Here is a 25,951-nt window from a genome sequence, read left to right on the forward strand (position 1 = left end):
ACAAAAATGCTTTCACAAAAAGCTGGCGCTTTCCTGCTCGACGAAACGCATGAACCAAACAGGAAGAGTTGGGTCGAAAAAGCTAACGACTCGAACGCCGATTTCCCCATTCAGAATTTGCCGCTGGGCATTTTCTTTTCCGACAGAACAGAGCCGCGGATTGGCATTGCCATCGGTGATCAGATTCTCGATGTAAACGCGGCCCTGTCACTCGAGCTTCTGAAGCTTGATCCCCAAATTGTGAAGGCGCTGAGCGTAGAAAACCTCAATGCGCTTTTTTCTCTCGGGAGACCTGCCTGCCGCCAACTAAGGCGAGCAGTCGCTAACCTTCTTGACGCGACCACTGTCGAGGGTTTGGAAGCGGTGAAATTGGCCCACCAATTTCTCCACCCGATGACGGCATGCACGATGAAATTGCCGACAAATATCGGAAACTATTCAGATTTTTATGCCGGCATCTATCATGCTCGAGCCGCAGGTGCGCTCTTCAATCCTGAGGAGCCTCTGCCGCCCAACTATAAATGGATGCCGATTGGCTATCACGGGCGCGCGTCATCGGTGCGACTGAGCGGTGATCCTGTCAGGCGGCCGAAGGGGCAGCGACTAGGTGGGCGAAAGGATCCAAGCGTGGGGCGCTGCGAACAGCTCGATTTCGAACTTGAGCTAGGGGTTTATCTTGGAGCTGGAAATTCCCTTGGCGACCCGATTGATATCAGTGACGCGGCCGACCATGTTGCCGGCATCTGCCTCCTCAATGATTGGTCCGCGCGTGATATCCAGCGCTGGGAAATGCGGCCATTGGGGCCGTTTCTCGGAAAAAGCTTCAGCACAACTGTATCGCCGTGGGTGGTTACCATCGACGCACTGGAACCCTATAGGGTGCCTGCATTCGTTCGTTCCGGTGATGATCCCGCACCGTTGCCGTATCTTTCCGACAATCGCGACATATCAGCTGGGGGCTTCAACATAGAGCTTGAAGTATTCCTGCGCACCGCAGAGATGTCGCATACCGGTCTGCCTGCCGAACGTCTTATCACGTCAAATGCTAAATATCTATACTGGACCGTCGCCCAGATGATCACCCACCATTCGTTGGGGGGATGCAACCTACAGCCCGGTGACCTAATTGGAACTGGGACTATTTCGGGGCCAACGCGACGGGAATTGAGTAGCCTCCTGGAGCTGACCTTCGACGGGCGGGAGCCCGTAACTTTTCCCAATGGTGAATCGCGATCCTATCTTGAGGATGGCGATGAAATAACATTTTCTGCAAGATGCCATCGGGAGGGTTACCGCCCGATCGGCTTTGGCCAAGCTGTCGGAACAATCGTACCTTAAGCGCTTACATTGGAGGAGAAGCACATGAAGCTCATTGATATTAGCATCCCAATCGAAAACGACGTTATTTCCGATCCGCCGCACCAGCGTGTCGCCATCGACTATGTGTCGCATACGCAATCGGCATCGGATCTGCTCTCCTTCTTTCCTGGCCTGCGGCAAGATCAGCTGCCAGACGGGCAGGGATGGGCAACCGAAAAGGTCACGATTTCCACTCACAATGGGACACATGTCGATGCCCCTTATCACTATCACACGACAATGGACGGCGGCGTTCGTGCCATCACGATTGATGAGGTTCCCCTCGAGTGGTGCTATCAGCCGGCGGTGAAACTTGATTTCCGCTCGTTTGAGGATGGTTATGTTGTCTCGGCCAATGACATCGCTGGCGAGCTCGATCGAATCGGACATGAATTGAAGCCTCTCGATATCGTCGTGGTAAACACCCGTGCAGGAAGCCGATACGGCGAGGACGACTATGTCACGACCGGCTGTGGCATGGGACGTGAGGCAACGCTTTACCTGCTTGAAAAGGGGGTTAGAGTAGTGGGCACCGACGGATGGAGCTGGGATGCTCCTTTCGTGCATACCGCTAAACGATTCGCCGAAAGCCGAGATCCAGCAATCATATGGGAAGGACACAAAGCGGGGCGCGACAGGGGTTATTGTCAGATCGAAAAGCTTCACAATCTTGAAGCTTTGCCGTCGACTGGCTTTATGGTTTCCTGCTTCCCCGTCAAAATTCGTGCCGCGTCGGCCGGCTGGACCCGCGCTGTCGCAATTCTTCCGGATTCCTGAAGGCATGGTGGGCTGGTAATACGATGAGCACCGCGACATTGCGATTCGCTTCGTTACGCCAGCCCAGCCTCACCGCGGTCTCGCCCAAGACATCTCGGATCATAGTGCAACCCTTCACGAAGAGCGCGCCCGACAAATTAACCGGTCACGCTGGAAGAGGCGTTCTGTGACGGGCTTCTATCCTGCGACGATTTTGCATGGCTGGATGGCGGTGTGACGCGTTTGCCCGACGAGAGCACGATACTGCTGCTTCGTCGCCTGCTCAATACCCACGCTCTGGTTGTGTAGATGCTTGCGCTGGCCAACGACTTTCTGAGCGAAAACGGAACAGTGGTTAACGCGACCCTGATTTCGGCGTCACATTAACGAAGGATGCCTCGAGTACGCAAGATAAAAAGATTCTAGAGACACGGAAGGGCCATAGCTCGCACTTCGGGATGAAAGCGCACATCGGTGTGAGCGCGGAGTCAGGGCTGGTTCACGCAGTTATCGGCACCGCGATGAACATGGCGGACATCAACGAGGCCCAGTTGTTCATGCACGGTGAAGAAACGGATGTGAACATTGACGCCGGCTCTCAGGGCATTCACAAGCGATACGAGGAGGGTTCAGCACGCTTGTATGTCGCCATGAAGCCATCTAGGCGAAATCAGTTGTATCTGAACAACCGTCTGGATGCAATATTCGATCAGATCGAACGTCCCAATGTCGGCATCCGGGCCAAAGTCAGAGCATCCATTTCACGTTCTGCAGCAGCAATTTGGTTAAACAAAGACCCGATACCGGCGCATGACGAAAAACCACTGCTCAAATCACAACGCCGTTCACACTGGATAACCTGTTGAGGAAGCGCAAGCAGTTATGGAAACCGTGAAACAGAAAAGCCTGAGTGCCGTATGCGCTGGTAAACGCGAGCCACGACGGCCGATCAGACCAAACGATCAAGGTTGCGGCACGTTCGCATACACGAATGCAAACGTGCTGCGAGCCGTCGGCCCGCAGGAAGCGGAGTGTGCAGATATTCTCTAGCGGAATATGCCGCTTTGTTAGCCGTGGCTGCGCGGGGGGGCTGTCATGTGACGGTAAGCGCCACAAAGTAAGGATGGGCGTCGCACTCGAGAAGTGAATGTGAATGGTCGGGGACAATTGCCAATGGATACAGAAGCGTTTGACCTAATAACCGTGGTGGGTGAGCAACCGTTTCGGCTGTCGGCGTTACAGAAAAGCTTATTGTGGGAGGCGTTATCCCTGTTGATTATCACGCGTGCCCGAGCGCTGGAGCTTGCAGTGGAAGTCTGCCGTCGGCAAGGCAACGCGGCTCCCGATGTTCTCGATTTTCACCTTCCCGCAATCATAGAGCTGCAACGGCAGTTCGGGAGCCGGCATGATTGATATTAAGCGATCGTTGACGACACCCCACAGAGTAAGGCCGAGAGCTCGTGAGATGTCCTACAGGACTCTGTCAACGGAGATCGATGAACATCTTCCTAAGCAAGAGCGCGTTGTAGTCGTCGACGGTCTGTGCCAGCGGGAGACGCCGTAGCAGCCAGGCGAGATAGCGATACGGATCGATGCCGCTTTTCAACATGCGAGTAGAGATCGGCCCTCGCGTTTGCACCATCGATGGTGTCAGTGAACAGCCAACCGCGGCGTTCCGGGCACTACGGGCGAAGTTTGGCAGGGATTGTTCGATATGGGGCAGTTACTGTGCTGAACGTCATGGATCAGCTTCGGCAACTGCCCGTGCAGAAAGGTCAACGCCTTGCCGAGTATACGGTTGGTTGCGGCTGCAAGCGAGTGCTCAAGCATGAGCTTTTCGATGACATCGAGTATGCACGCGCTGTATCGCCCGGTCTCAGTGCGTTGACTCAGTTTGGGCGATGAGTGCGGTTACCGCAGGCTCGTTCGTTAGCCGCCCGGTTCGAAGCAATATCTGTGGACAATAATGCGCTCAATACCAAACTCGCGGGCAAGCTGGCCGCAAAGTTCAGCGAACGCCGCGAATGTGGTCAACGCCATGCCCGCGTCGTATCCATAGTGCGCAAGCAATCGTGCAATGAAGTCGCCGATTATCCAGTAAGGGTTTGGCACCGGATGCCTGAACTGATCGATTGCAACGTCGTGCACGGCTTCGAGGTCGTGCCACAGATCATGGCGATTAACTCAAACGAGCAAACGAAATCGCCGCCGCTTTGCTGTGCACGTCGGAACGCTGCATGAACTTGGCTTCGATCATCGTGACGGTGGTGGGGAAGACGGGGATGGACAATACGCCGAGGGGACCACATGATTTTCACGCTGCGGTCAGCTTCGATGATCATTCATACTCGCTGCCCTTGACATCAAGGTTCGACTCGATGCGTGAGCCAAGTCGAACGGCCAGTCGATGGGACTCGGTGTCTTCTGGCGGCAGGTCACCCCAGTCATCGGTAACGTGCCGTCTGAGATTGAGGGAAATATGTCCGATAATTAAATGCAAAAGAATTTAATTATCTAATGAATGGAATGGCGTGCTATCAAAAGGGTGTTGAAAACTGTTCGTCAGACAAGCTATTACCGTACACTATGAGTGACATCGAGAGTAGATGTGACGTTGAACGCACTGGCTCGCGGCGAGGGACGTAATCCGGGAAAGAACAGATAGCGCGTTCAAGGAGGTATTGTTGCGTCGATCGAAGCGCGCCCTGAGAGGGGCGTCAGAAATCCATCTTCATCGATAGTCAGAGAGGCGTGGTGAAAGTATGTCGGCTTGGTCCCCGTGGCAGCAGAGCCTGAAATTCTGTTGCGGGTTCTGATAGTCACGCTTGGTACCCGGGTCTCGAGGTCGCGCGAGACGGGACTCACCTTGCCGCATGCGGCAGCGCATCCGTTTCTTCTTGGGTTTGCCGACGGCGATAATTCGCCATGGGCCTCGGTCGCCGATTTCACCGAGGTCTTGCGATATCGCTTACTAGCAGGCCGGTGAAATACCTCATGTAGCGGTCATCCGGGACGCGGGCGTAAACGTTGAACTGATGTCATCAATGAGAGCGAGATGGAACAGATGCGTGGGCCAGATGGTTTTACCGAGTCAATGTTCACGGTGTTGAAGCTGGACGACTTTGTGCCGAAGGACCATCCGTTGCGTCCGATTCGCACTTGGCTCAATGACGCGCTTAAACGCATGGACGATGTGTTCGCGCGGATGTACGAGGCTGACGCGAAAGGAGACCGGCCGAGCATCGCGCCGGAGAAGCTGGTGCGAGCTTTGTTGGTGCAGGTGCTGTACTCAATTCGGCGAGCGCATGTTGGTGGAACAGATTTCCTACAACATGCTGTTCCGCTGGTTCGTCGGCCTGCCGATGGACGGGACTGTGTGGGACCACTCGACGTTCAGCAAGAACCGGGACCGGTTACTCGAACACGACGTACTGGTGCTGCTGTTTAACGAGACAGTCGAGACCGCGCGCGAGCGCGGGTATCTTTCTGGTGAACACTTTAGCGTCGATGGCACGTTGATTCAGGCATGGGCCGGACACAAGAGCTTTGTGCCAAAGTCAACGGCAGACGCAGACGACACGCCTCCTGACGAACCGCCTGCACCGAATGACAACTGGCACGGACAGAAGCGCAGTAACGAGACACACCAATCCACGACCGACGAGCAGGCGCGCCTGTTTCGAAAGAGTAAAGGAACCGGAGCGATACTTTTGTTATATGGGTCACGTGTTGACCGACAACCGTCACGGTTTGGTGGTCAATGCGCAGGTGACGCTGGCAACGGGCACCGCCGAGCGCGACGCTGCCGGGCAGATGCTCCCTGATGTCGCCGGTGTTGCGAGTCGCGCCATAACGGTGGGCGCGGACAAGAACTACGACACCGCTGCCTTCGTTGCTGGTTGCCGCGCGAATCGTGTCACGCCGCATGTGGCACAAAACGATGGACGTCCAGGAGGTTCAGCCATTGACGAGCGAACTACGCGCTGGCCGGGTTACGCGGTCAGCCAGCAAAAACGTAAGCGCATTGAGCAGGTGTTCGGATGGGGCAAGACAGTCGGACGAATTCGACAGGCGATGTATTGTGGACTTGAACGCGTAGACCAGCTCTTCGTGCTGACGCAGGTCGGCTACAACCTGACGCGCATGCGCACACTTGCGGGTTGAGGGGCAGGAAGCAATGGGTAGCACCGATATCGTGAACCCGCGAGCAACGTCGAATGCCCGCAAACGTCTTCCGCGTTTCAAAAGTGCGAACCCAGCATCCGTCGTAATACACCTGAGCGCATCAACGACCGATATTTCACCGGCCTGCTAGGCAATACCGCAATCTAAGTTAGCGCTGTTGCTTTACGCGTTACAGTTGTGCCGAAGACGAGTCACGTCGCATTCGGGAGCCTGTCCGCAATAACCGGTGTGTCATACAAAATTTTTAATTTTGAACTGCTCAGTGCCGTGTGAGCAGAGCGTTGACCGAAGCCGGTGAATGCGTATTTGCCAAAATGTAGGCTGCAAATACCGACTAAACGCGCTGCTATATGAAAGATAACCTCTTCGCAGAAGTCATCAAGAAAAAAAGGCGCACGACAGGGAAGCGTGCGCCGCGACAAAGAAGGGAAGGGTAGGAGGATTTCGCCTTCATGCTGTCAAATGCAGACGTCAACTCCCAAGCATTGAAAAACTAAGTCATTCAGACTACATAGCACCGAGAATTCAACTTTATCAAATAAGCCCAAGCTGATATAGCGCGGCACTCGAAAACACATGTCACATAAGACGAACAATTAGCGGAATTCCTTAGTTGCCCGCCAACTCATGGAGCTTCGAACCATTCGTATTGCCCTTCCGTTGGTATGGATCAAGCGTCGCCTTTCCAGTTTTTCGCTATGAGCTTGCGCGAAATTGTTCGGCCGCCTATTCCTGAAGGACAGAAAAATCAGTTGCTTTCGGTGAACCGAGCTCACGGCGCAGTTACGTCTTGGGGGGCGGAAAGTCGCCGAAGTTCTGCCGTGGATACGGGAGTGGTACATTGTGTCGATTCTTTGCATCTGTTCGTGTAGTCGCGTTGTCAGCTTTCTGAAACAGAGTTTCTTGAGTTAAAGCGGCACCTCCGTACAGTTCGACGACAATGATGGTCGACAAGCCGCTTGTGGAAATTCCGGGCGCCGCATTGATGACATCCGCCGCTCATGTACCCATAACGGCATCACACACCATCGCGAGGCCGCGCATTTCTAATGTGCATCCATGCGAAAGGCAACGTCGAAACGGAAGACAGCGTACGCAAAACTGCGCCGCTCGTTCGACTTTTTCGCGACACGTTTCGTCAAGCGTACGCAAACCGCTTTTATTGAAGACACGCAGTGCAGCGTGTTTGTCTGACGCGCACCCTATCGTCATTGTGTCAGTAACTAATCGCTCTTTGTCATTTCTGCCAGTCTCCGCGGATGCGGAAAAGATTTATGATGAACATCTTCATCAAATGCGAAAACATCGTGACCGAGATTATGGCGAGCGAAGTCGAAGACCGTCCGTTGCAAATTGGGATGCTGCTGTTCCCAGGCTTCACCCTCCAGGATCTTGCTGGCCCCCAGACCGCGTTCGGCCTGCATAGTGAAACGCATCTTATCTGGAAGACGTTGGAGCCCGTTCCAACGGATATGGGTGTCACGATGAACCCGACGATTACGCTGGATGAAGTTCCAGATAATCTGGATGTGCTGTTCGTGCCCGGTGGCGGGGGCACGCCTGAAATCATGAAGGACCAGGAAATCTTGGACTTCCTTGCCCGCGCCGGGGCAACCGCCAAATACGTGACCGCCGTATGCACGGGGTCCGTGATCCTCGCGATGGCCGGAGTGCTCGAAGGCTACCGTGCAGCCACTTACTGGCCGTTCTACGAGCCGCTGATCGCCCTAGGTATCGAGCCGAGCTACGATCGTGTCTGCGTCGATCGGAATCGCATTACGGGTGGTGGAGTCACTGCCGGCATCGACTTTGCTCTCCAGGTTATCGCGGAACTTAAGGGGCAGGACGCAGCTGAGTTCACCCAGCTTTTGTTAGAGTACGACCCGCAGCCCACAATGAACTCAGGTCATCCACGTAGCGCTCGACAGGAAATCATTGATCAGATCGCCGGCTTGTGGGGGCGAACGGAGGAAGCGGTAAGGGTGGCGAACGCGCATATGGCGCGCCGTGCCAAGCTCATGTGATCATCGGCGAGGCGATCTTTCATCGTCAGCGCTGAGGCGTAATGGCGTGCTTGGCCTCAACATGGGCCGGTACAGTATGTTCATCCGTTAGTTTGAACGTGCATAAATCTTCGCATGCAGATTGTCTACGCAGGGCAAACGGTCGCTCCTGCTAAGGGGAGCGGCGCAAGCGCCATCACCCAAGGTGACTGTCGCACTTCCGCGCGGTGAACCGCCCGGGATGGCGGGCCAGCGCTCGAACACCACGCCTCTATACGTTGGATGAACCCTGCGCCAGGCAGGCACACGTGATTCCGGTAGGTGGAGGGCGTGACGGGCGCCTTGCACCGGCACACGGATAGCCGTCCCCGGCGAAGCAGGCGTTCATTCAACTTCTGCCCGTGGCGGGCGGTCACGCTCGCTGCGGCAGCACGCACACCTCAGCCCCGTCGCGATGCGTATTTCACCGCTCCGATGGTCGACGTCCCGGCCGGAATGCTCAGGATCAGTTCAACGCCTGCCCGGTCGCACTTCGCTTCGAGCAGTTGCCGGTATTTAGCTTAGCGCAGCCCCGAGAGCGTCCGTGCTCCCTGCGGCTAAACCGCGCCAAAGCGTTCTTCTTCGCCGTAAAGTCCTGGTCTTCAGTAACCGTCCGACCGCGACCGTTCTTGACGGCGTGTTGATATCGAGCAGTTAAACGCAGCGCGTTGAGTTCAGGCGATGTTGTGGTGAAGGTGATCGGCAACGACCCATGGCAACAGTTCGTCGACGCGATTGACGGGATGCTCGGCGATGCGAGCGATGACGTGGCGCAGGTAGGCCTCGGGATCAAGGCCATTCAGTTTGGCAGTACCGACCAGGGTGTAGATTGCGGCCCCGCGTTCGCCGCCGCTGTCGGAACCGAAGTGCAGGAAGTTTTTTCGGCCGAGAGCGACGGCACGTAAAGCGCGTTCGGCTGCGTTGTTGTCGATTTCCACGGCGCCGTCATCGACGTACAGCGTGAGCGCCGCCCACTGATTCAGAGCGTAGTTGATGGCTTTGGCGGTATCGCCTTTCTGCGACACCGTACCCAATGTCGAGCGCAGCCAGATCCCGAACGCATCGAGTAGCGGACGCGCCTGCTCCTGCCTGACACGTCTTCGTTCGTCTGGTGGCTTGCCGCGAATCGCGGCCTCAATTGCGTACAGTTCGCCGATCCGGCGCAACGCTTCAGTGTTGACCTCGTTCCTGCGTGCGACGAACAGATCGTGGAATTTACGGCGCGCGTGCGCCATGCATGCAGCCTCGCGCACATCATCATCCTCGTAGATCGCGTTGTACCCCGCGAACGCATCGGCCTGCAATGTTCCCCTGAAGTCCTTCAGATGGGCTTGTGGATATTCACCAGCCCGCGTGGGACTGTATGCGAACCAGACCGCCGGCGCCTCCTTCGAACCAGCTGGCCGGTCATCCCGAACATACGTCCAGAGCCGGGCGGTACGGGTCTTGCCGTTCCCCGGGTCGAGCACAGGTACCGGCGTGTCATCCGCGTGGATCTTCGAGGCGGCCATCACGTACCGGCGAACGACCTCTACAAGTGGCCGGAGCAACGCACTGCACTGGCCGACCCAGTCCGCGAGTGTCGAACGGCTGAGTTCCACGCCGTCGCGCGCATAGATCACTGACTGTCGGTATAGGGGAAGGTGGTCACAGAATTTGGCGACCAGTACATGCGCGAGCAGCCCGGGACCGGGCATGCCGCGGTCGATTGGCCGATTGGGCGCAGCCGCCTGCACGATGCAGTCGCAACAGGTACAGGCCTTCTTGAGTCGGCGGTGACGAATCACTCGCCAGTGCCCCGGTACATAGTCAAGTTGCTCGGAAACGTCCTCGCCGAGGTCGCCAAGCGCGCCGCCGCATTGCGGACAGCTCGCGTCGTCGGGCTGATGAACAACGTCTTCGCGCGGCAGATGTTCCGGAAGTGGCTTGCGTCCCGTCGGCTTGCCCGCTTCTGAGCGGGACCTTGTCGGTGTGTCGACCATCGCCGCGCCGTCGTCGGCCTGCAGATCTTCGAGACGCAATTCCAGTTGCTCGATCTGGCGATCAATCTTCTCCGACTTGCGCCCGAATTGCATGCGCTGGAGCTTCGCGATCCACAGCTTCAGGTGCTCGATCTCGAGCGCCCGGTCCGAGAGTGTATTCCGGAGCGTCGTTACAGTGTCGCGCAGATCCGTGAGCTCGTCTTCGTGCTCACGTAACGCCGCCTCACGCGCGAGCAGGAGAGCCTTCAAGGCCTCGATGTCGTCCGGAAGGGTAGCGTCGCTGGATGCCATGCCGGCAGTTTACGCGCGTGCATTGCGCTATGCCCGCGTTGTCACATACGTTTACAAAGCGCTGGAGGGGCGCGCTGCATCGACGGGCTGTCGCCAGTCGAATCCTTCGAGCAGAAGGCCGAGTTGAGCGCTGGTCAGCGAAACAACACCGCCGTCAGCACGAGGCCACGCAAAGCGCCCACGCTCCAGGCGTTTGGCGAACAGGCATAGGCCGCCGTCGCGCCAGTACAGGCATTTGATGAGGTCGCCACGTTTGCCCCTGAACACGAAGATGTGACCAGAGAATGGATCCTTCGCCAGCACGGTCTGCACCTTCGCGGCCAGGCCGTCGAAGCCGCAGCGCATATCCGTAAATCCGGCGGCAACCCAGATGCGCGTGTTTGCCAGCGGACCAATCATCGGCTCAGGCACTGGATCACTACGCGCAGCGTGTCGGGATCGACACTCCCTTCAACGTGTACCTCGCCTCGTGGCAACTGGATCCGGATCGTGCCGGGCGCCTGTGTCGAAGGCGTAGATGCAGCCGGTTCGGCCGCGCCGCTATCGCTGGCCTCATTCACGGTGACCGGCAGCAAGGCGCATTCGCGACAGTTCACGCCAAGGCGTCCCTCCAGATACTGCTTGCGCCAGTCAAACAGCTGATTCGCGTTCACTTCGTGACTGCGTGCAATCTCCGCCACCGAACGTCTACTGGATAACGTCTCTTCGACGATCTGGCGTTTCTCGTCCACGGTACGCCGGCGATATTTCCGGGCGCCTTTGACTTCGGTGAATTCAGTCACTGTGTCCATGATTCCTTTGTGGACACAGTCACATTTGTGCCCCCCGGAAAGCATGGCGTCCCCTTCATCCGGCGTCTATACGGTCAGGGGCGGACGGTTACGGTCTTCAACAACGACCGGGTTGCATACGTCGCTCCCCCGCGCGACTGCTCCGGTCAGTGCATCCGACAGCACAGCAACTACGCTGCCCTGAACAGGCATCTTCACCCAGCAGGTTACCGAACGCGTCAGTTTCTGTCACCACCAGGTGATCGACGTCAAAATTGACGCCGAAGGCGATGTCGAGTGTCGTCTACGATTTGGACTGATGGTCTTACGATACGAGCGCGCGCTAGTGACGCTCATCCCGGTGCAGCCGCCAACTCAATGCAGTGCGCGCGTAGCAGTATATCTACTGTTACGCCTAGCATCGTTGCCGTCTCTCAGATCGATAGACGTCGCATCCGATATCTTCGTTAGATACTGTCTGCAGCGTACTGTCTTTAAAGATCATGATCAGATTTTTGCGACTTCGACATTGACTGATAGAAATCCTCTCACCCAGAGGAATCGTTCCCTTCTAGTGCCTTTAGTGCAGCATTGATTTCGCGTTCCAGCGCTTGGGCTTCGTCATGATGACTGGAGTGGTGTTCGGATTCCGCCATCAATCGAAGAACATTGAGCGCCTTGCGGCCGTAGAGTTCGCTTGCCCCGTGTTTGACCGAAAGGCTAATAAAATCCAAAGCCAGCTGCGTGTTTCCGCTATGTAACGCGATGCCCGCCGCTGAGATTGCCACTTCGACCGGCTCGGATGAAGAACGGACAATCGGAATGGGGCTCTCACCGCTTGATGTAGGCCTATATTTTAGATCCGGATAAAACCCGCTATATAGAGCGGGCATATTAGGCTGCAGTTCCTTGGGTTCGTTCTTCGGTCGCTGGGCTCGTCCTATTACCCCACGACCGTGAACAAGGTCTTCGACGCGAGAAGACTCATTCGTGGTTTTCGCAGCGCAAACGCTACGTGTAGCGTAGTGCCGGAAGAATTGTTCAGTCTTACGTCGACCCGACCCGGCTTCGCGTTTCAATGCGTCAAGCCCGCAGCGGACAAAGATGCGTATGATCGCGGCCTTCGGCTGGTTCAATTCAAAGGCGAGTTGACATAGGCTTTCGTCCATGTCTGGTGGAAAATGTACAGAACGAAGAACGAACGGTCGATCAGCCATCCTTATCTCATTCTCAAAGTAGTACACAACATATATGTGCGTATAAGCGGTTCGGACTGAAGATATCTAGTTTCATGTTCCGGAGCATTGTGCCTAGAGCGTGTTAGGGACTTTGGAGTACTGGTACTGCGTGAACAAGCATGAGCATGGTGAAGACCACGAAATGAAGCCCGGCAAGTGTTTCGGGTAGCCTTTCGTAATCACGCGCGAGGCGGCGGAATCGGTTAAGCCAGCCAAAACTGCGCTCGACCACCCACCGCCGGGGCAGCAGGATAAAGCCCTTTTTTGCTTCCTGCAGTTTGATCACCTGCAGTTCAATGCCTTCATCACGTGCGGCCTCTGCTGCGTCTTCTCCCGTGTATCCCTGATCCGCAAAAGCCACTTTGACTGTTTGCCCCGTTACCGCTGAACCTGACGCGCAAGCTTTGCTACCTGTGCACGCTCCTGTTCATTGGCCGGCGTCACGTGCACTGCCAGCAACTGTCCCAAGGTGTCTACCGCAATATGGACCTTGCTGCCGCGCTTGCGCTTATAACCGTCATAGCCAGCGCGAGGACCACTCTCGCAGGTGGACTGCAATGTCCGGCCATCCAGAATAACGGCGCTGGGCTGTCCCTGTCGTCCCTGCGCCACGCGTATTATCGAGCGCAGGTCGCAGACCATGTGTTCAAAGCAGCCAGCCTGTAACCAGCGTTGCGTCTGCTGGTACACCAACTCCCACGGCGGAAAATCATTGGGTAGCATCCGCCACGGCGCGCCGGCTCGTGCCATCCAGCGTAACGCATCAAACATGTCGCGCAGTTCATATTTGCGCTGCGGCGCGCTGACATCCATCAGCGTTAGATACGGTGCCGCGAAGCTCCACTCTTCGTCGGATACGTCACTCGGATACCCTTTGCGGTCTGCTCTTTCCATGCCACCAGGATACCAGGTCCAACCCAAAGTTCCTAACACGCTCTAGGAGTTGCGCAGTTCTTGATTCCCACGAGCTCAACAAGGATATTCATAGACGTCACATACTTTCATCGACGAGTAGGAAACGACGATTCCGTTGGCTGGTTGATGAGAGGCTTCTGAGTCGGGAATACTGTCGAAGGCATCAGTTGCCGAAATGCGAGTCCGGTTGAGGAACTTGGAATTGATTGGAGTTCTACTATTGTCGTTCCAGTCGAACTTTTATGTGGCAACTTTCATCTCGTAACGGCAAAAAACTAGCAGGTTCCGTTCGCCGTGGCCATGTCGAAGTTGTCACCAGCATACATCGATTCGTGACACTGGAGAGAAACCAGTGTTGCTCTGTACTCGGCGGCATGAAGTTGATCGCACTGTTGAGTCATGCGGACGTCTCGCCCCAATCAGCTTCGTTCCGTGACTTCAACGCACCACGACTTCCGGTAGGCGGCAAGTTGGGCAATAGCAACGGTTGATACACGTTCCGGCATCACGCAGAGCTGCCACTGGAAGGCAATTTCCAGCCACATCGTAAATATTGCCGCAATGCGAACAGATAACTTGTCCGTCTTCAATCGCGCATCGTGGCTCGATCGGATGTTTTGACATGACTACCTCCCCGTACAGGCTGCAGTGTTGTTCCGGGCTTGCCCATTAGAACGCGTACAAGGTCAAAAGGGTTCAATTTGCAAAAAAAGCCTGCGACTCGCACAGGCTGTAAACTCCTTGGACAACTTTAGACGACATCTTTCAGCTATCTGAAGTGCACAAGCCAGTTCTCAATGAACTCATGGAGGCCCGGCTCAGGTATGTGCTATCAGATTGCACGGATACTAATCCGATGGATAATTTGACGCAAGCGTAAGCGAACCGATTTTTCGTACCGAGGGTGGATCGGCGAGGGTCACAACTGACCAATAGCAATCGTATTTGCTGCCTCGGGTGCTTCAAGGTCGCCGCATCTCGTTACGTCCAGTCGGTCACGGCACCGTCGGGGTCAGGTAGTGTCAATCCTGACGACGGCAGAGGCAACGCCGTTTTGTATCGCACCTGCTTGAGTGCAAGGCTGGAGCGAATGTTGGAGATTCCTGGAATCTTCGTCAAATGATCGACTATGAACCGCTCCAGCGTTTGCATATCTGGCATCACAACCCGCAACAGATAGTCCGCATGCCCTGTCATCAGATAGCACTCCATCACCTCGGGGCGCTCAGCAATCGCCTGTTCGAAACGCGACAGGGCGTTTTCTACCTGCTTTTCGAGCCTCACCTGAATAAACACATTGATTCGTAGCCCGAGCAATTCCGGATTCAGCAACGTCACGTGCTGCTTGAACAGACCGAGCTTTTCCAGCGTGCGCACGCGATTGAAGCAGGGTGTTGAAGAGAGATTGACCGAGCGCGCAAGGTCTGCGTTCGTTATGCGCGCATCCTGCTGCAGCTGGCTGAGAATGCCGATGTCGATTCGGTCTAGCCGTTTGGGCTGGTCGGTCATAGATGAAATCTTCCGTAGCAACGATGAAATTTGGAAAAAATAGCCTATCCCATCTCGTGAATAGACGCAATTCAGACGCTTATTTTGTACCCAAATCGGTAACATCGGTGAATGTGACCTTGAATCGAAAGCACTTTTTCCGGAGCAGTACCATGACGGATTTATCCAGCGGTAGCAAGCAGTTGCAGTCGGTGAATAATCAAAGCATTGCGCGTACGGAACATCAAGACGTAGATCCGCTGGAAACTGCAGAATGGCTGGAAGCGCTTAGTGGTGTCCTCGCACATGTCGGTCGAGATCGCGCGCAGTTCTTATTCGATAAGCTCGCCGGGCATGCACTGTCGTTAGGCATCGAATCGACGCGCACCAACGTGACTCCTTACCAGAACACTATACCGTTTGAGCAGCAGCCGCGTTATCCCGGCAATCTCGACCTTGAAGAACGGCTCGCCGCCGCGCTGCGCTGGAACGCGCTCGCCATGGTCGTGCGCGCCAACAAGGCGTACGGCGAACTCGGCGGTCATATTGCGAGCTATGCGTCGGCGGCCGATCTGTTCGAAGTCGGCTTCAATCATTTCTTCCGCGCGGCCGCGCCGGGCGGCGAGGTAGGCACGGGCGACCTCGTGTACTTCCAGCCGCATTCGTCGCCTGGCGTGTACGCGCGGGCTTACCTCGAAGGCTTTCTCTCCGAGGAGAATCTGCAGCACTATCGCCGCGAAATCGGTGGCCCGGGATTGTGCTCGTATCCGCATCCGTGGCTGATGCCGGATTTCTGGCAGTTCCCGACCGGCTCGATGGGCATTGGCCCGATCAACGCGATTTACCAGGCCCGCTTCATGCGCTACCTCGCCAATCGTGGCCTCGTGCAAACGGAAGGCCGCAAGGTGTGGGGCTTTTTCGGCGACGGCGAAATGGATGAGCCGGAATCGACCGGCGCGCTCTCGATCGCCGCGCGCGAAGGGCTCGACAACCTCGTGTTCGTGATCAACTGCAATCTGCAGCGGCTCGACGGGCCGGTGCGGAGCAACGGCCGCATCATCGATGAACTTGAAGCGCACTTTATCGGCGCCGGTTGGAATGTGATCAAGGTGGTGTGGGGTTCGGACTGGGACGCGCTGTTCTCGCGCGACCGCACGGGCGCCTTGCTGCGCGCGTTCGCGCATACCGTCGACGGCCAGTTCCAGACCTTCTCGGCCAACGACGGCGCGTACAACCGCGAACGCTTCTTCGGCCAGAACCCGGAACTGGCCGCGCTCGCCGCTCAATTGAGCGATGACGACATCGACCGTCTGCGCCGCGGCGGCCATGACGTGCGCAAGCTGCACGCGGCGTACGCGAAAGCGCTGGCGCATCGTGGCCAGCCCACAGTGATTCTCGCGAAAACGATGAAAGGCTTCGGCATGGGCACGTCGGGCCAGGGCCGCATGACCACGCATCAGCAAAAGAAACTCGACTTCGACGACCTCAAGGCGTTTCGCGACCGCTTCCGCCTGCCGCTCACGGACGAGGACGTCGAGCAGGTGAAGTTCTACAAACCTGCGGACAGCAGCCCGGAAATGCAATACCTGCATGCTCGCCGGGCGGCTCTCGGAGGATATCTGCCCAGAAGGCGGACAGTCGCCTCGAAGGGGCTGGTGGTTCCGGCAATGTCCTCCTGGGGGCAATTCGCTCTCGAGGCGGGTGGGCGAGAAATGTCCACGACGATGGCGCTTGTACGGATGCTGACCGCGCTGCTCAAGGACAGCGAAGTTGGTCCACGTGTGGTGCCGATCGTCGCCGACGAAGCGCGCACCTTCGGCATGGCGAACATGTTCCGCCAGGTCGGCATCTATTCGCCACTTGGACAGTTGTACGAGCCGGAAGACCTCGGCTCGATGCTGTACTACCGCGAAGACACCAAAGGTCAGATCCTCGAAGAAGGCATCTCGGAAGCGGGCGCTGTCTCGTCTTGGGTTGCCGCGGCAACTTCGTACAGCGTGAACGATCTGCCAATGCTGCCGTTCTATATTTACTACTCGATGTTTGGTTTCCAGCGCATCGGCGATCTGATCTGGGCTGCAGCGGATCAGCGTGCGCGCGGCTTCCTGATCGGGGCGACTTCCGGCAAGACAACGCTCGGCGGCGAAGGTTTGCAGCATCAGGACGGCACGAGCCATCTGGCGGCATCGACAATTCCGAATTGCCGCGCTTACGATCCGGCGTTTGCGTATGAAGTGGCCGCGATCGTTGATGAAGGCATGCGCGAGATGGTCGAACAGCAGCGCGACGTGTTCTATTACGTGACGGTAATGAACGAGAACTACGCACAGCCGTCGGTGCCGGACGGCGATCTGCTGACGGTACGCGAAGGCATTCTCAAGGGCATTTACCCACTTGTTACACAGGAGCAGGGGCGCTCGGAATCCAAAGTCCAGTTGCTGGGGTCTGGCGCGATACTGGGAGAGGTGATTGCCGCGCAGCAGATGCTTCGGGACGACTGGCAGATCGAAGCAGCCGTGTGGAGCGTAACAAGTTTCACTGAACTGCAGCGAGACGGCATGAGCTCAGAGCGCAGTGCGCGTCTTGGCGAAGTGACGAATGCACCTTATGTCAGTACAGCGCTAAACGCTTCAGTGGGCCCGATTATCGCCACTACCGACTACGTGCGTGCAGTGCCCGAACTCATCCGTGCTTACGTTCCGCGCCGATATGTGACGCTCGGCACCGATGGTTTTGGGCGCAGTGACACCCGTCAGGCCTTGCGAGAGTTCTTCGAGGTCGACCGTAAGTCGATTGTGATCGCCGCATTGAAAGCGCTTCTTGATGAAGGCGTCCTCAGTTCTGACGTGGTGGATAAGGCACGGAAACATTATGGAAAGCACGAGGCAACGTACTCTGCGCCATGGTTAGAGTAACCCACTGTCTCGCTGAATTTTAGCGATGCTGATGAACGTTGCATCGAAGGATAGAAACAGCTATTAAAAGCATCTGGTCGCTTCTTTGGGTGAGACGATCGGGGCTATGAATACGGACAGGCGGGTTTGGTTCGTGAGTTCCTGCGCTGCGTTATATCAGACCCGGGGGCTGCTTCAACTTGCTGTTGAAAAGCGAACCAAAGGAAAACCGGTAATGAATCTCTACGTGCTCCGGCGTGTCGCTGTGGCTGTATCCGCGTCCACGTTGTAGCTCGGGAGGACCGCAGTTAAATTCGATCCAAAAGTCGTCTCCACTGCGGTGGGGCGTGGGCAGTCGATGTAAATGAAGGCAAAAGTTTGGATACGCGTGGAGGCAGGAGCGCAGCATCGTTTCCCTCAAATTGCGACGTCTTGAGGGGTTCGATGCACGCGTTATCGAGACGATGTTCGATCAAGAACCCTGAAATTCGTTTTCCGCTTCGCTGCCAGAAAGACCAGTCGACTGCTGCAAGTGTTGAGAGAAAGGGTGGCAGTAACGGAAGTCGAAGTGCCAGTAATAGGCGAATACAGGAACCCGACGGTGACCGACGTATGCGCCAATGCTGGTGACTCTGTAACAGAAGAGCAGACGTTGCTTGCTTTCGAATACGGCAAGCAACCTTGGATGAACCGCGCCCGACATCCCGTAACGACAGGCAAGTCAGGATCAATGTTGGCGACACAATTTCGGAGAATTCGTTGATAGCAGTCCAAGAAGACGCGGAAGGCGGTACCGCTGCAGCAACTCCGACCGACGAACCTGCGCAAGTTGCGGTGGCGACAGCAGCTGGTGCCTTGCTGGAAGTGAACGTTCCAGATATCGGCGACTACAAGGAAATTCCCGTCATCGAGATCTCGGTGAAGGTTGGCGATCGTGTCGAGAAAGAACAGTCGCTCGTGACGCTGGAATCCGACAAGGCGACGATGGACGTGCCAAGCTCGTTCGCCGGCGTCGTCAAGGAAGTGAGGGTCAAGGTGGGCGATAACGTGTCGGAAGGGTCGGTGATCGTCGTGCTGGAAAGTGAGGGCGGTGCTGCAACACCGGCCGTAGCTCTTGCTCCCCCTGCGGCAAAGCCCGCTATCGAAAGACCGTCGGACGCACCGGCAACGCCGGCTCCGACTCAGCCGGTAGCGCTCGCCCAGGCACCGTCGATTCCGGCGGGCGAAGGTGGCGCGAGTCAGGCGAGCCACGCATCGCCGTCGGTGAGAAAGTTTGCTCGCGAAGTTGGCGTTGACGTGAAGCAGGTACGGGGCACTGGTTCAAAGGACCGCGTCACGCAAGCCGACGTCGCCGCCTTCGTGAAGGACGTCATGACGGGCCAGCGCCTCGCGCCAGCGGGAGCGGCCGCGCCCGCTGCCGGTGGTGGTGGGTTGAATCTGCTGCCATGGCCGAAGGTCGACTTCAGCAAGTTCGGTCCGGTCGATCCGAAGCCGCTTTCCCGTATCAAGAAGATTTCGGGCGCGAACCTGCATCGCAACTGGGTCACGATTCCGCATGTTACGGTCAACGATGAGACGGACATCAGCGATCTTGAAGCCTTGCGCGTGAAGTTAAACAAGGAAAACGAGCAGGCCGGCGTGAAAGTGACAATGCTGGCATTCGTCATCAAGGCGGTAGTGGCCTCCCTGAAGCGGTTCCCGACGTTCAACGCCAGCCTTGATGGCGACAACCTCGTGTTCAAGCAATATTTCCACATAGGATTTGCTGCGGATACGCCGAACGGTCTGGTCGTTCCGGTGATTCGCGATGCGGACAGGAAGGGCTTGATCGATATCGCGAGGGAAATGACCGAGCTGTCGAAGCTGGCGCGTGAGGGAAAGCTGAAGCCGGATCAGATGCAAGGAGGCTGCTTCTCGATCTCGTCTTTGGGCGGCATTGGTGGCACGCACTTCACGCCGATCATCAATGCACCGGAAGTTGCAATTCTAGGCTTGTCGCGTAGTTCGATGAAACCGGTTTGGGATGGCAAGCAGTTTGTCCCGAAGCAAATTCTGCCGCTTTCGTTGTCGTTCGACCATCGCGTCATTGATGGAGCGGAAGCTGCGCGCTTTAATGCGCATCTGGCGGCGATTCTTGCCGATTTCCGGCGTGTGATTCTTTGATAGTGACGTGACGTTGTGCGCAATGACGCGGACGCCGGATCGCCCGGAGTGATCCGCGTCCGTGCGTCACCGTTTGCGCGCGCTTCGTCGCCGATCAACAAGAAAAGGGGACACTATGAGTCTCGTCGAAGTAAAAGTGCCGGATATCGGTGACTTCAAGGACATCGATATTATCGAGGTCAATATCAAGGCAGGCGATGTCATCGAGGACGAACAGGCGCTAATAACGCTCGAGTCCGACAAGGCCTCCATCGAAGTGCCCAACGATACCGCCGGCACCGTCAAGGAAGTTCGGGTCAAGGTCGGCGACAAGGTCTCGCAAGGTACCGTGATCGCGCTCGTCGAAATGTCCGCCGAAGCGTCGCCCGCGAAGGAAGCGCCGCAGGCCGCGGAGCCCGCTGCCGCGCTGGCGCCTGCACCTGCTGCCGCGCCAAAGGCCGCAACACCCGCACCGCAATCCGGTAGTTTTTCCGGCCGTGCGGATATCGAATGCGACATGCTCGTGCTCGGTTCGGGCCCCGGCGGTTATTCGGCAACGTTCCGCTCGGCCGACCTCGGCATGAAGACGGTGCTGGTGGAGCGTTACGCGACGCTCGGCGGCGTGTGTCTGAACGTGGGCTGCATTCCGTCGAAGGCGCTGCTGCACACGGCGCTCGTGATGGACGAAGCCGAAGCGCTCGGCGCGCACGGCATCACGTTCGGCAAGCCGCAGATCGATCTCGACAAGCTGCGCGACTTCAAGTCGGGCGTCGTCAAGAAGCTCACCGGCGGTCTCGCCGGCATGGCGAAGATGCGCAAGGTCGAAGTGGTGACGGGTAACGGCTCGTTCGTCGACCCGAACCACATGGAAGTGCAAACCGAAGGCGGCAAGAAGGTCGTCAGGTTCAAGCAGGCGATCATCGCCGCGGGCTCGGAAGCGGTGAAGCTGCCGTTCATTCCGGAAGATCCGCGTGTGGTCGATTCGACCGGCGCGCTCGAACTGCGTCAGATTCCGCAACGCATGCTCGTGATCGGCGGCGGCATCATCGGGCTGGAAATGGCGACGGTGTACGCCACGCTCGGCGCGAAGATCGACGTGGTCGAAATGCTCGACGGCCTGATGGCCGGCGCGGACCGCGATCTGGTCAAGGTCTGGGAGAAGTACAACAGCAAGCGTTTCGCCAACGTCATGCTGAAGACCAAAACCACTGCGGCCGAAGCGAAAGACGACGGCATCTACGTTTCGTTCGAAGGCGAAAAAGCACCGGCTGAAGCGCAACGCTACGACCTCGTGCTGGTCGCCGTTGGCCGTACGCCGAACGGCAAGAAGATCGGCGCGGACAAGGCCGGCGTTGCCGTGACGGACCGCGGCTTTATCGACGTCGACAAGCAGATGCGCACGAATGTGCCGCACATTTTCGCGATCGGCGATATCGTCGGTCAGCCGATGCTCGCCCACAAGGCGGTGCACGAAGGTCATGTGGCGGCGGAAGCCGCGCACGGCGAGAAGGCGTACTTCGACGCGATCCAGATTCCGTCGGTGGCTTACACCGATCCGGAAGTGGCGTGGGCCGGCAAGACGGAAGACCAGTTGAAGGCCGCCGGCATCAACTACGGCAAAGCGGTGTTCCCGTGGGCCGCTTCGGGCCGCGCGATCGCCAACGGCCGCGACGAAGGCTTCACGAAGCTGCTGTTCGACGAGGAAACGCATCGTGTGATCGGCGGTGGTATCGTCGGTCTGAATGCGGGCGGCCTGATCAGCGAAGTGTGTCTCGCGGTCGAAATGGGCGCGTATGCAACGGATATCGGCAAGACGATCCATCCGCACCCGACGCTCGGCGAATCGATTGGTATGGCTGCCGAGTTGTACGAAGGCGTCTGTACCGATCTGCCGCCGACACGGAAGGCGGCTTACTAGCAAGATAAGAAATATTTGGGCGTTGCAATGAACCACAATTTAGAAGAGTTGGAGACCATCGAGAGCGCTACCGTCGGCGATGTCGATCTTCTCGGCGCGGAGATGATCGTTGCCGCGCTACGCGAAGAGGCAGTCCAGTACGTTTGGGGATATCCCGGTGGCGCTGCGCTCCCCATTTATGATGCCTTGATCAAGCAGGATCACGTCAGGCATATTCTGGTGCGACACGAGCAGGGAGCTCTGCACGCGGCCGATGGATTCGCAAGAGCCACTGGCCTGGTGGGCGTGGCACTTGTAACTTCCGGGCCAGGTGTAACCAATGCCGTTACAGGGATCGCTACAGCACACTTTGACTCTATCCCGTTGGTTATCATCGCAGCCAATGTTCCGACCAGTGTCATCGGTGAGGACGCTTTTCAGGAATGTGACGCGGTCGGCATTACGCGGCCAATCACGAAGCACAATTTTATGGTGCGCCAGGTCTCGGAACTCCCTAATGTCCTCAAGAAAGCCTTTTATCTGGCGAAATCGGGGCGCCCCGGCCCTGTCCTGGTGGATGTTCCGAAAGACATTCTTCTGGACCATGCACCTTTCGTATATCCGCAATCGGTGCAGATCCGATCTTACCCGTCTCCAAAGCGCGGTCACGAGGGGCAGATCCAGAAGGCCGCTGATGCGCTTGCACGAGCAAAGCGTCCCTACATCTATGTCGGGGGTGGCGTAGTACTTTCGGACGCTGCTGACTCGTTAAAAGAACTCGTCGACCTTCTCGGATTTCCCACTACAACGACGCTAATGGGTCTTGGGGCCTTTCCTGGAACAGACCAGCGTTATCTGGGCATGCCAGGAATGCATGGGACATTCGAAGCTAACATGGCAATGCATAACTGCGATGTTCTGCTTGCGTTAGGCGCTCGCTTCGATGATCGCGTTATTGGCAATCCAAATGACTTTTCGAGTAAGAATCGCACGATTATTCACATCGATATTGATTCGGCTTCGATTTCAAAGCGCGTGAAGGTTGACATTCCTATAGTCGGAGACCTTCGTAATGTCATTTCTCAACTGACATCTAAGCTAAAACGCACTGCGACTCGGCAAGATCTCTCAGATTGGTGGAATGAGATCAATGCCTAGCGGGAACGCGAGTGCCTAGCTTACGACAATGTGGGTGAGAAATTGCGTCCGCAGTTTGTTCTGGAACGGCTCCGTCAGCTAGTCAATGACGATACCATCATTTGCTCGGACGTCGGCCAGCATCAGATGTGGGTCGCGCAATATTATAAGTTTGAAAAGCCACGTCGATGGATTAATTCTGGCGGTCTTGGGACAATGGGTGTAGGACTTCCGTACGGGATTGGCGCCAAATTGGGAAAACCCGAATCGGACGTCATTGTCGTCACTGGCGATGGCTCGATCCAGATGTGTATCCAAGAGTTATCGACCTGCATGCAATATGGGATCAACGTAAAAGTGCTATGTCTGAACAATCAAAGTCTCGGAATGGTAAGGCAGCAGCAGCACGTAGATCATCGAGGCCGTTACGCTCATTCATACATGGAGTCTCTTCCAGATTTTGTAAAACTGGCAGAGGCATATGGACACGTAGGGCTTCGAGTGGAAACAAAGGAGGCTCTCGACGGGGCGTTGCGCACGTTGTTGGAAACGCGGGATAGAACCGTATTCCTAGAGGCGGTGATTGATTCTGGTGAGCGTGTCTGGCCAATGATACGTTCGGGTATGGGATTGACCCAGATGTTATTGAACGAAAGGGATATCGATGGTTGACGGCTTCCAAAGCATTGTTGGGTGCCACTTTGAACTTCCTCGGCGTGGTTGGTGTGAGGCTTAGGCGTTGAAACGGATAGGAGTTTGTTCCGCATATCGCAATGGATGAGCCTCCGCCCGTCTTTATTGCGCACAGCCAAAACGTGACGGCTTTGCTTACGCTATTGTCGTTGCTGTCTTGCTCTTTGACATCCATGGATTCAGTGAATTGGCCAGCCGCCGCGGAGAGGTCAATATCGGAAAATCGGGTCTTGGCTCCTGAGATGCAAGGTTCACAAAGCTTATGGAGCTATCACCTAATCACTTCGAGCCTTTAGATTGCTTACCTGCCGTTGCGCGTAACGGGCTTTTCCGTATACGACGTCATGTGCAAAATATCAGTCATTAAGTACGTCGCCCGAGCGGTTAGCGCCCGACTTTTCTCCGATTTGCAGCGAAGTACCATGTAGCAAAGCGTTGACACCAGAAAACGACGACCATAACTCGCTCTCGCGCTACGTTTGCAGTTTGAACGCTGCTAGGGGCACATGGTCATAAACTGGGCGGTTGAAGCGATTTCCCATGGCCGTACCGTGCGCAGTCTGTTAATGCAAAATCTGACCTTTGAGAGCGTCACAGCGGAAGCTGCATCGACGTTACCCGTCAATAAACTATCCTAAATGACAAAAGCGCGTGGTATTCGAAGGATCGTCGAGAACCGGCGGTTCAATCGCGTTGCTCAATCAGTGTCGGTCAGCAACAAGCCAGCTGCCGAGCGGCTTGGCGGATGATGTGGCCGGTACATCTAACGAGCGTTTTTCCGATGAGGACGAGCAACCCTCCCTGCAAAACCATCGCAGAACATCAATGCTTCGTTATTCTGGAAGCATATTGCGCTTTCCACCGATCGAGACGCAAGGCTGGGCTCGCCGGGATCATCGCTTTAGAACAACGACAGATCACGCCATCCGTGAACACAGGAAATACGTGAGACTGGACGGAGCAGCCGTTACGGATGGCCCGTTCGACACCATCGCTGCGAGTGCCATTGTGGTCGCAAAATTCACCACCGACCTTCCAATGAATGCGTTGGTCAGGCTGTTGCCTCTGTCCGCGACGGTGTTCGAAGGCTCCGTGGCCGGTCCTAGGTTGAGATTAGGAACACGGCCACGTGACAACCTGACAATCCTTCAAGGTTCGAAGAAGTCACCGGTGGAATCACCAATAACGATGGCGCTTCGGCCCCGTTTCATGGTTTACCTTTGTCGCGCTGCTTTAACAGAGAACTAGGCGTCAGCACCCTCGTCTTCATCTACAAATGGGAAGTTCAACTCGACTACCAGGCCAGAGGGATCTTCCAGGAACATCTGATGCACTTTAAGTGTGGGGACAGTACGTTCGCGGTACGAAACGCCCAACCGAGTTAAATTCTCACGCACCTCCGCCAGATTCACGGCGAAGAAGGCGACGTGATCGACGGCACCACTCCCATGAAGGGACTCAATGTCCCTATCGCCCATGGCCTCAATAAGCCCAGATGGGTCGAGTGGGTCGACTCCGATGAGATGGACTGAACCTTGATCGCCCTCCACGCCGTCCTTCTCGTCTAGATAGAGCCAATGGCCTGGAAATTTGAATGGTGGCCGCCATCCGTTTCTCAATCCGATCACCTCTGTATAGAACTTCAGGGAGGCAGGGAGATCGGTCGTACGTATCGAATAGTGAGCCAACTTTGAGATATTCATGTCAAGTCGAGTGTGTGAATGAAAGGAAATGGGGCGCTATCTGCCCTCGTCATTAAAGCGGTTGCTAGACCAACAACTAGAACCCACGCCGCAGTGCGACATCGACAACCGCAACCGGTTCTCTACCACTTGTGCAAAGGAATCAAAACGGTTGGCTATGACGCGCCAGAGGGGTCGCAGCTGCTGCTCGAATTCATTACAAATATTCGTTTCCTAGCATCTCGTATAACTTGCATACGAATCCCAATTGCCGGCGCTTTCAAGACTGACTATCAAAAAATGATAGTGCCCATCTGAGCATTTCGCAAGCGTAGGCTGATTAAAAGTGCAATTTATATTCGATGACAGTTAGTGTGGTATCCGAACTGAAATGTATGGTATTTGCATCTTGTTTCATCTGTTCAGTTGCGGCTGAAAAACTTAGGTACTGGTGATCCGATCAATAGAACTTCAAGATTT

The 25,951-nt window shown here is 56.2% G+C and carries 14 protein-coding genes and 6 pseudogenes; 11 read left to right on the top strand and 9 right to left on the bottom strand.

Going from position 1 to position 25,951, the window contains the following annotated elements; genetic code table 11:
- Nucleotides 1-6 precede the first annotated feature (6 nt).
- The 4 genes and pseudogenes from fahA (at nucleotide 7) to B0G81_RS39655 (ending at nucleotide 3,528) form a co-directional block, all read left to right on the top strand.
- Entirely contained in the window at nucleotides 7-1,338 is a 1,332-nt protein-coding gene (gene fahA, locus B0G81_RS39640; protein WP_134143697.1) for a fumarylacetoacetase, read from the top strand.
- 24 nt (nucleotides 1,339-1,362) lie between these two features.
- The gene (locus tag B0G81_RS39645; RefSeq protein WP_134143698.1) at nucleotides 1,363-2,136 is read left to right on the top strand and encodes a cyclase family protein; all 774 of its coding nucleotides are present in this window, start codon (nucleotides 1,363-1,365) and stop codon (nucleotides 2,134-2,136) included.
- A 189-nt stretch (nucleotides 2,137-2,325) separates the two neighbouring features.
- A pseudogene (locus tag B0G81_RS45080) lies at nucleotides 2,326-3,010 on the top strand (transposase); the annotation flags it as partial.
- Between the two features lie 278 nt (nucleotides 3,011-3,288).
- Nucleotides 3,289-3,528: a hypothetical protein gene (locus tag B0G81_RS39655; protein WP_134143700.1), complete on the top strand. Its 240-nt coding sequence runs from the start codon at nucleotides 3,289-3,291 to the stop codon at nucleotides 3,526-3,528.
- Nucleotides 3,529-3,598: 70 nt separating this feature from the next.
- Here B0G81_RS39655 and B0G81_RS39660 read toward each other — a convergent pair whose 3' ends face one another.
- The gene (locus tag B0G81_RS39660) at nucleotides 3,599-3,757 is read right to left on the bottom strand and encodes a transposase domain-containing protein (protein ID WP_134143701.1); all 159 of its coding nucleotides are present in this window, start codon (nucleotides 3,755-3,757) and stop codon (nucleotides 3,599-3,601) included.
- Between the two features lie 314 nt (nucleotides 3,758-4,071).
- Between B0G81_RS39660 and B0G81_RS39665 the strand changes: the two genes are divergently transcribed.
- The 3 genes and pseudogenes from B0G81_RS39665 (at nucleotide 4,072) to B0G81_RS39675 (ending at nucleotide 8,324) form a co-directional block, all read left to right on the top strand.
- Nucleotides 4,072-4,356, top strand: a complete 285-nt coding sequence (locus tag B0G81_RS39665; protein ID WP_134143702.1) for a hypothetical protein — start codon at nucleotides 4,072-4,074, stop codon at nucleotides 4,354-4,356.
- 823 nt (nucleotides 4,357-5,179) lie between these two features.
- A pseudogene (locus B0G81_RS39670) lies at nucleotides 5,180-6,279 on the top strand (IS5 family transposase).
- A gap of 1,295 nt (nucleotides 6,280-7,574) precedes the next feature.
- Complete coding sequence (locus tag B0G81_RS39675) at nucleotides 7,575-8,324, top strand: DJ-1/PfpI family protein (RefSeq protein ID WP_243856854.1); 750 nt, start codon at nucleotides 7,575-7,577, stop codon at nucleotides 8,322-8,324.
- 692 nt (nucleotides 8,325-9,016) lie between these two features.
- Here the strand turns inward: B0G81_RS39675 and B0G81_RS39685 are convergent.
- The 7 genes and pseudogenes from B0G81_RS39685 to B0G81_RS39715 all read right to left on the bottom strand — a co-directional run bounded on the left by B0G81_RS39685 (nucleotide 9,017) and on the right by B0G81_RS39715 (nucleotide 15,047).
- The gene (locus B0G81_RS39685) at nucleotides 9,017-10,615 is read right to left on the bottom strand and encodes an IS66 family transposase (RefSeq protein ID WP_134132592.1); all 1,599 of its coding nucleotides are present in this window, start codon (nucleotides 10,613-10,615) and stop codon (nucleotides 9,017-9,019) included.
- Between the two features lie 51 nt (nucleotides 10,616-10,666).
- A complete protein-coding gene (gene tnpB, locus B0G81_RS39690) occupies nucleotides 10,667-11,026 on the bottom strand; it encodes an IS66 family insertion sequence element accessory protein TnpB (protein WP_347877438.1) in 360 nt (119 codons plus the stop codon).
- 188 nt (nucleotides 11,027-11,214) lie between these two features.
- A pseudogene (locus tag B0G81_RS45680) lies at nucleotides 11,215-11,406 on the bottom strand (transposase); the annotation flags it as partial.
- A gap of 527 nt (nucleotides 11,407-11,933) precedes the next feature.
- Nucleotides 11,934-12,602 (bottom strand): hypothetical protein, encoded by a 669-nt coding sequence (locus tag B0G81_RS39705; protein ID WP_134143703.1) that lies wholly within the window; start codon nucleotides 12,600-12,602, stop codon nucleotides 11,934-11,936.
- Between the two features lie 103 nt (nucleotides 12,603-12,705).
- Nucleotides 12,706-13,517: pseudogene (locus B0G81_RS39710) on the bottom strand (IS5 family transposase).
- A gap of 440 nt (nucleotides 13,518-13,957) precedes the next feature.
- Nucleotides 13,958-14,128: a hypothetical protein gene (locus B0G81_RS44020; protein ID WP_166679185.1), complete on the bottom strand. Its 171-nt coding sequence runs from the start codon at nucleotides 14,126-14,128 to the stop codon at nucleotides 13,958-13,960.
- Nucleotides 14,129-14,519: 391 nt separating this feature from the next.
- Nucleotides 14,520-15,047 (bottom strand): Lrp/AsnC family transcriptional regulator, encoded by a 528-nt coding sequence (locus B0G81_RS39715; RefSeq protein ID WP_134143704.1) that lies wholly within the window; start codon nucleotides 15,045-15,047, stop codon nucleotides 14,520-14,522.
- Nucleotides 15,048-15,199: 152 nt separating this feature from the next.
- Between B0G81_RS39715 and mdeB the strand changes: the two genes are divergently transcribed.
- From mdeB to ilvB, 4 genes and pseudogenes are all read left to right on the top strand, one after another.
- Nucleotides 15,200-17,941, top strand: a complete 2,742-nt coding sequence (mdeB, locus tag B0G81_RS39720) for an alpha-ketoglutarate dehydrogenase (protein ID WP_134143705.1) — start codon at nucleotides 15,200-15,202, stop codon at nucleotides 17,939-17,941.
- A 526-nt stretch (nucleotides 17,942-18,467) separates the two neighbouring features.
- A pseudogene (aceF, locus tag B0G81_RS39725) lies at nucleotides 18,468-20,083 on the top strand (dihydrolipoyllysine-residue acetyltransferase).
- Between the two features lie 115 nt (nucleotides 20,084-20,198).
- Nucleotides 20,199-21,980: a dihydrolipoyl dehydrogenase gene (gene lpdA, locus B0G81_RS39730; RefSeq protein WP_134143706.1), complete on the top strand. Its 1,782-nt coding sequence runs from the start codon at nucleotides 20,199-20,201 to the stop codon at nucleotides 21,978-21,980.
- A 27-nt stretch (nucleotides 21,981-22,007) separates the two neighbouring features.
- A pseudogene (ilvB, locus tag B0G81_RS44025) lies at nucleotides 22,008-23,768 on the top strand (biosynthetic-type acetolactate synthase large subunit).
- Between the two features lie 1,265 nt (nucleotides 23,769-25,033).
- Here the strand turns inward: ilvB and B0G81_RS39745 are convergent.
- Complete coding sequence (locus tag B0G81_RS39745) at nucleotides 25,034-25,492, bottom strand: VOC family protein (RefSeq protein ID WP_134143707.1); 459 nt, start codon at nucleotides 25,490-25,492, stop codon at nucleotides 25,034-25,036.
- Between the last annotated feature and the right edge of the window lie 459 nt (nucleotides 25,493-25,951).

Origin of the sequence: Paraburkholderia sp. BL6665CI2N2 (genome assembly GCF_004366535.1) — a bacterium.
Lineage (GTDB): Bacteria > Pseudomonadota > Gammaproteobacteria > Burkholderiales > Burkholderiaceae > Paraburkholderia.

Excerpts from the sequence above, each read along its gene's own strand:
- lpdA (WP_134143706.1), top strand. The coding sequence starts at position 20,199 with ATGAGTCTCGTCGAAGTAAAAGTGCCGGATATCGGTGACTTCAAGGAC.
- fahA (WP_134143697.1), top strand. The coding sequence starts at position 7 with ATGCTTTCACAAAAAGCTGGCGCTTTCCTGCTCGACGAAACGCATGAA.
- B0G81_RS39655 (WP_134143700.1), top strand. The coding sequence starts at position 3,289 with ATGGATACAGAAGCGTTTGACCTAATAACCGTGGTGGGTGAGCAACCG.
- B0G81_RS39675 (WP_243856854.1), top strand. The coding sequence starts at position 7,575 with ATGATGAACATCTTCATCAAATGCGAAAACATCGTGACCGAGATTATG.
- B0G81_RS39705 (WP_134143703.1), bottom strand. The coding sequence starts at position 12,602 with ATGGCTGATCGACCGTTCGTTCTTCGTTCTGTACATTTTCCACCAGAC.
- mdeB (WP_134143705.1), top strand. The coding sequence starts at position 15,200 with ATGACGGATTTATCCAGCGGTAGCAAGCAGTTGCAGTCGGTGAATAAT.
- B0G81_RS39685 (WP_134132592.1), bottom strand. The coding sequence starts at position 10,615 with ATGGCATCCAGCGACGCTACCCTTCCGGACGACATCGAGGCCTTGAAG.
- B0G81_RS39660 (WP_134143701.1), bottom strand. The coding sequence starts at position 3,757 with ATGGTGCAAACGCGAGGGCCGATCTCTACTCGCATGTTGAAAAGCGGC.
- B0G81_RS39745 (WP_134143707.1), bottom strand. The coding sequence starts at position 25,492 with ATGAATATCTCAAAGTTGGCTCACTATTCGATACGTACGACCGATCTC.
- B0G81_RS39645 (WP_134143698.1), top strand. The coding sequence starts at position 1,363 with ATGAAGCTCATTGATATTAGCATCCCAATCGAAAACGACGTTATTTCC.
- B0G81_RS39715 (WP_134143704.1), bottom strand. The coding sequence starts at position 15,047 with ATGACCGACCAGCCCAAACGGCTAGACCGAATCGACATCGGCATTCTC.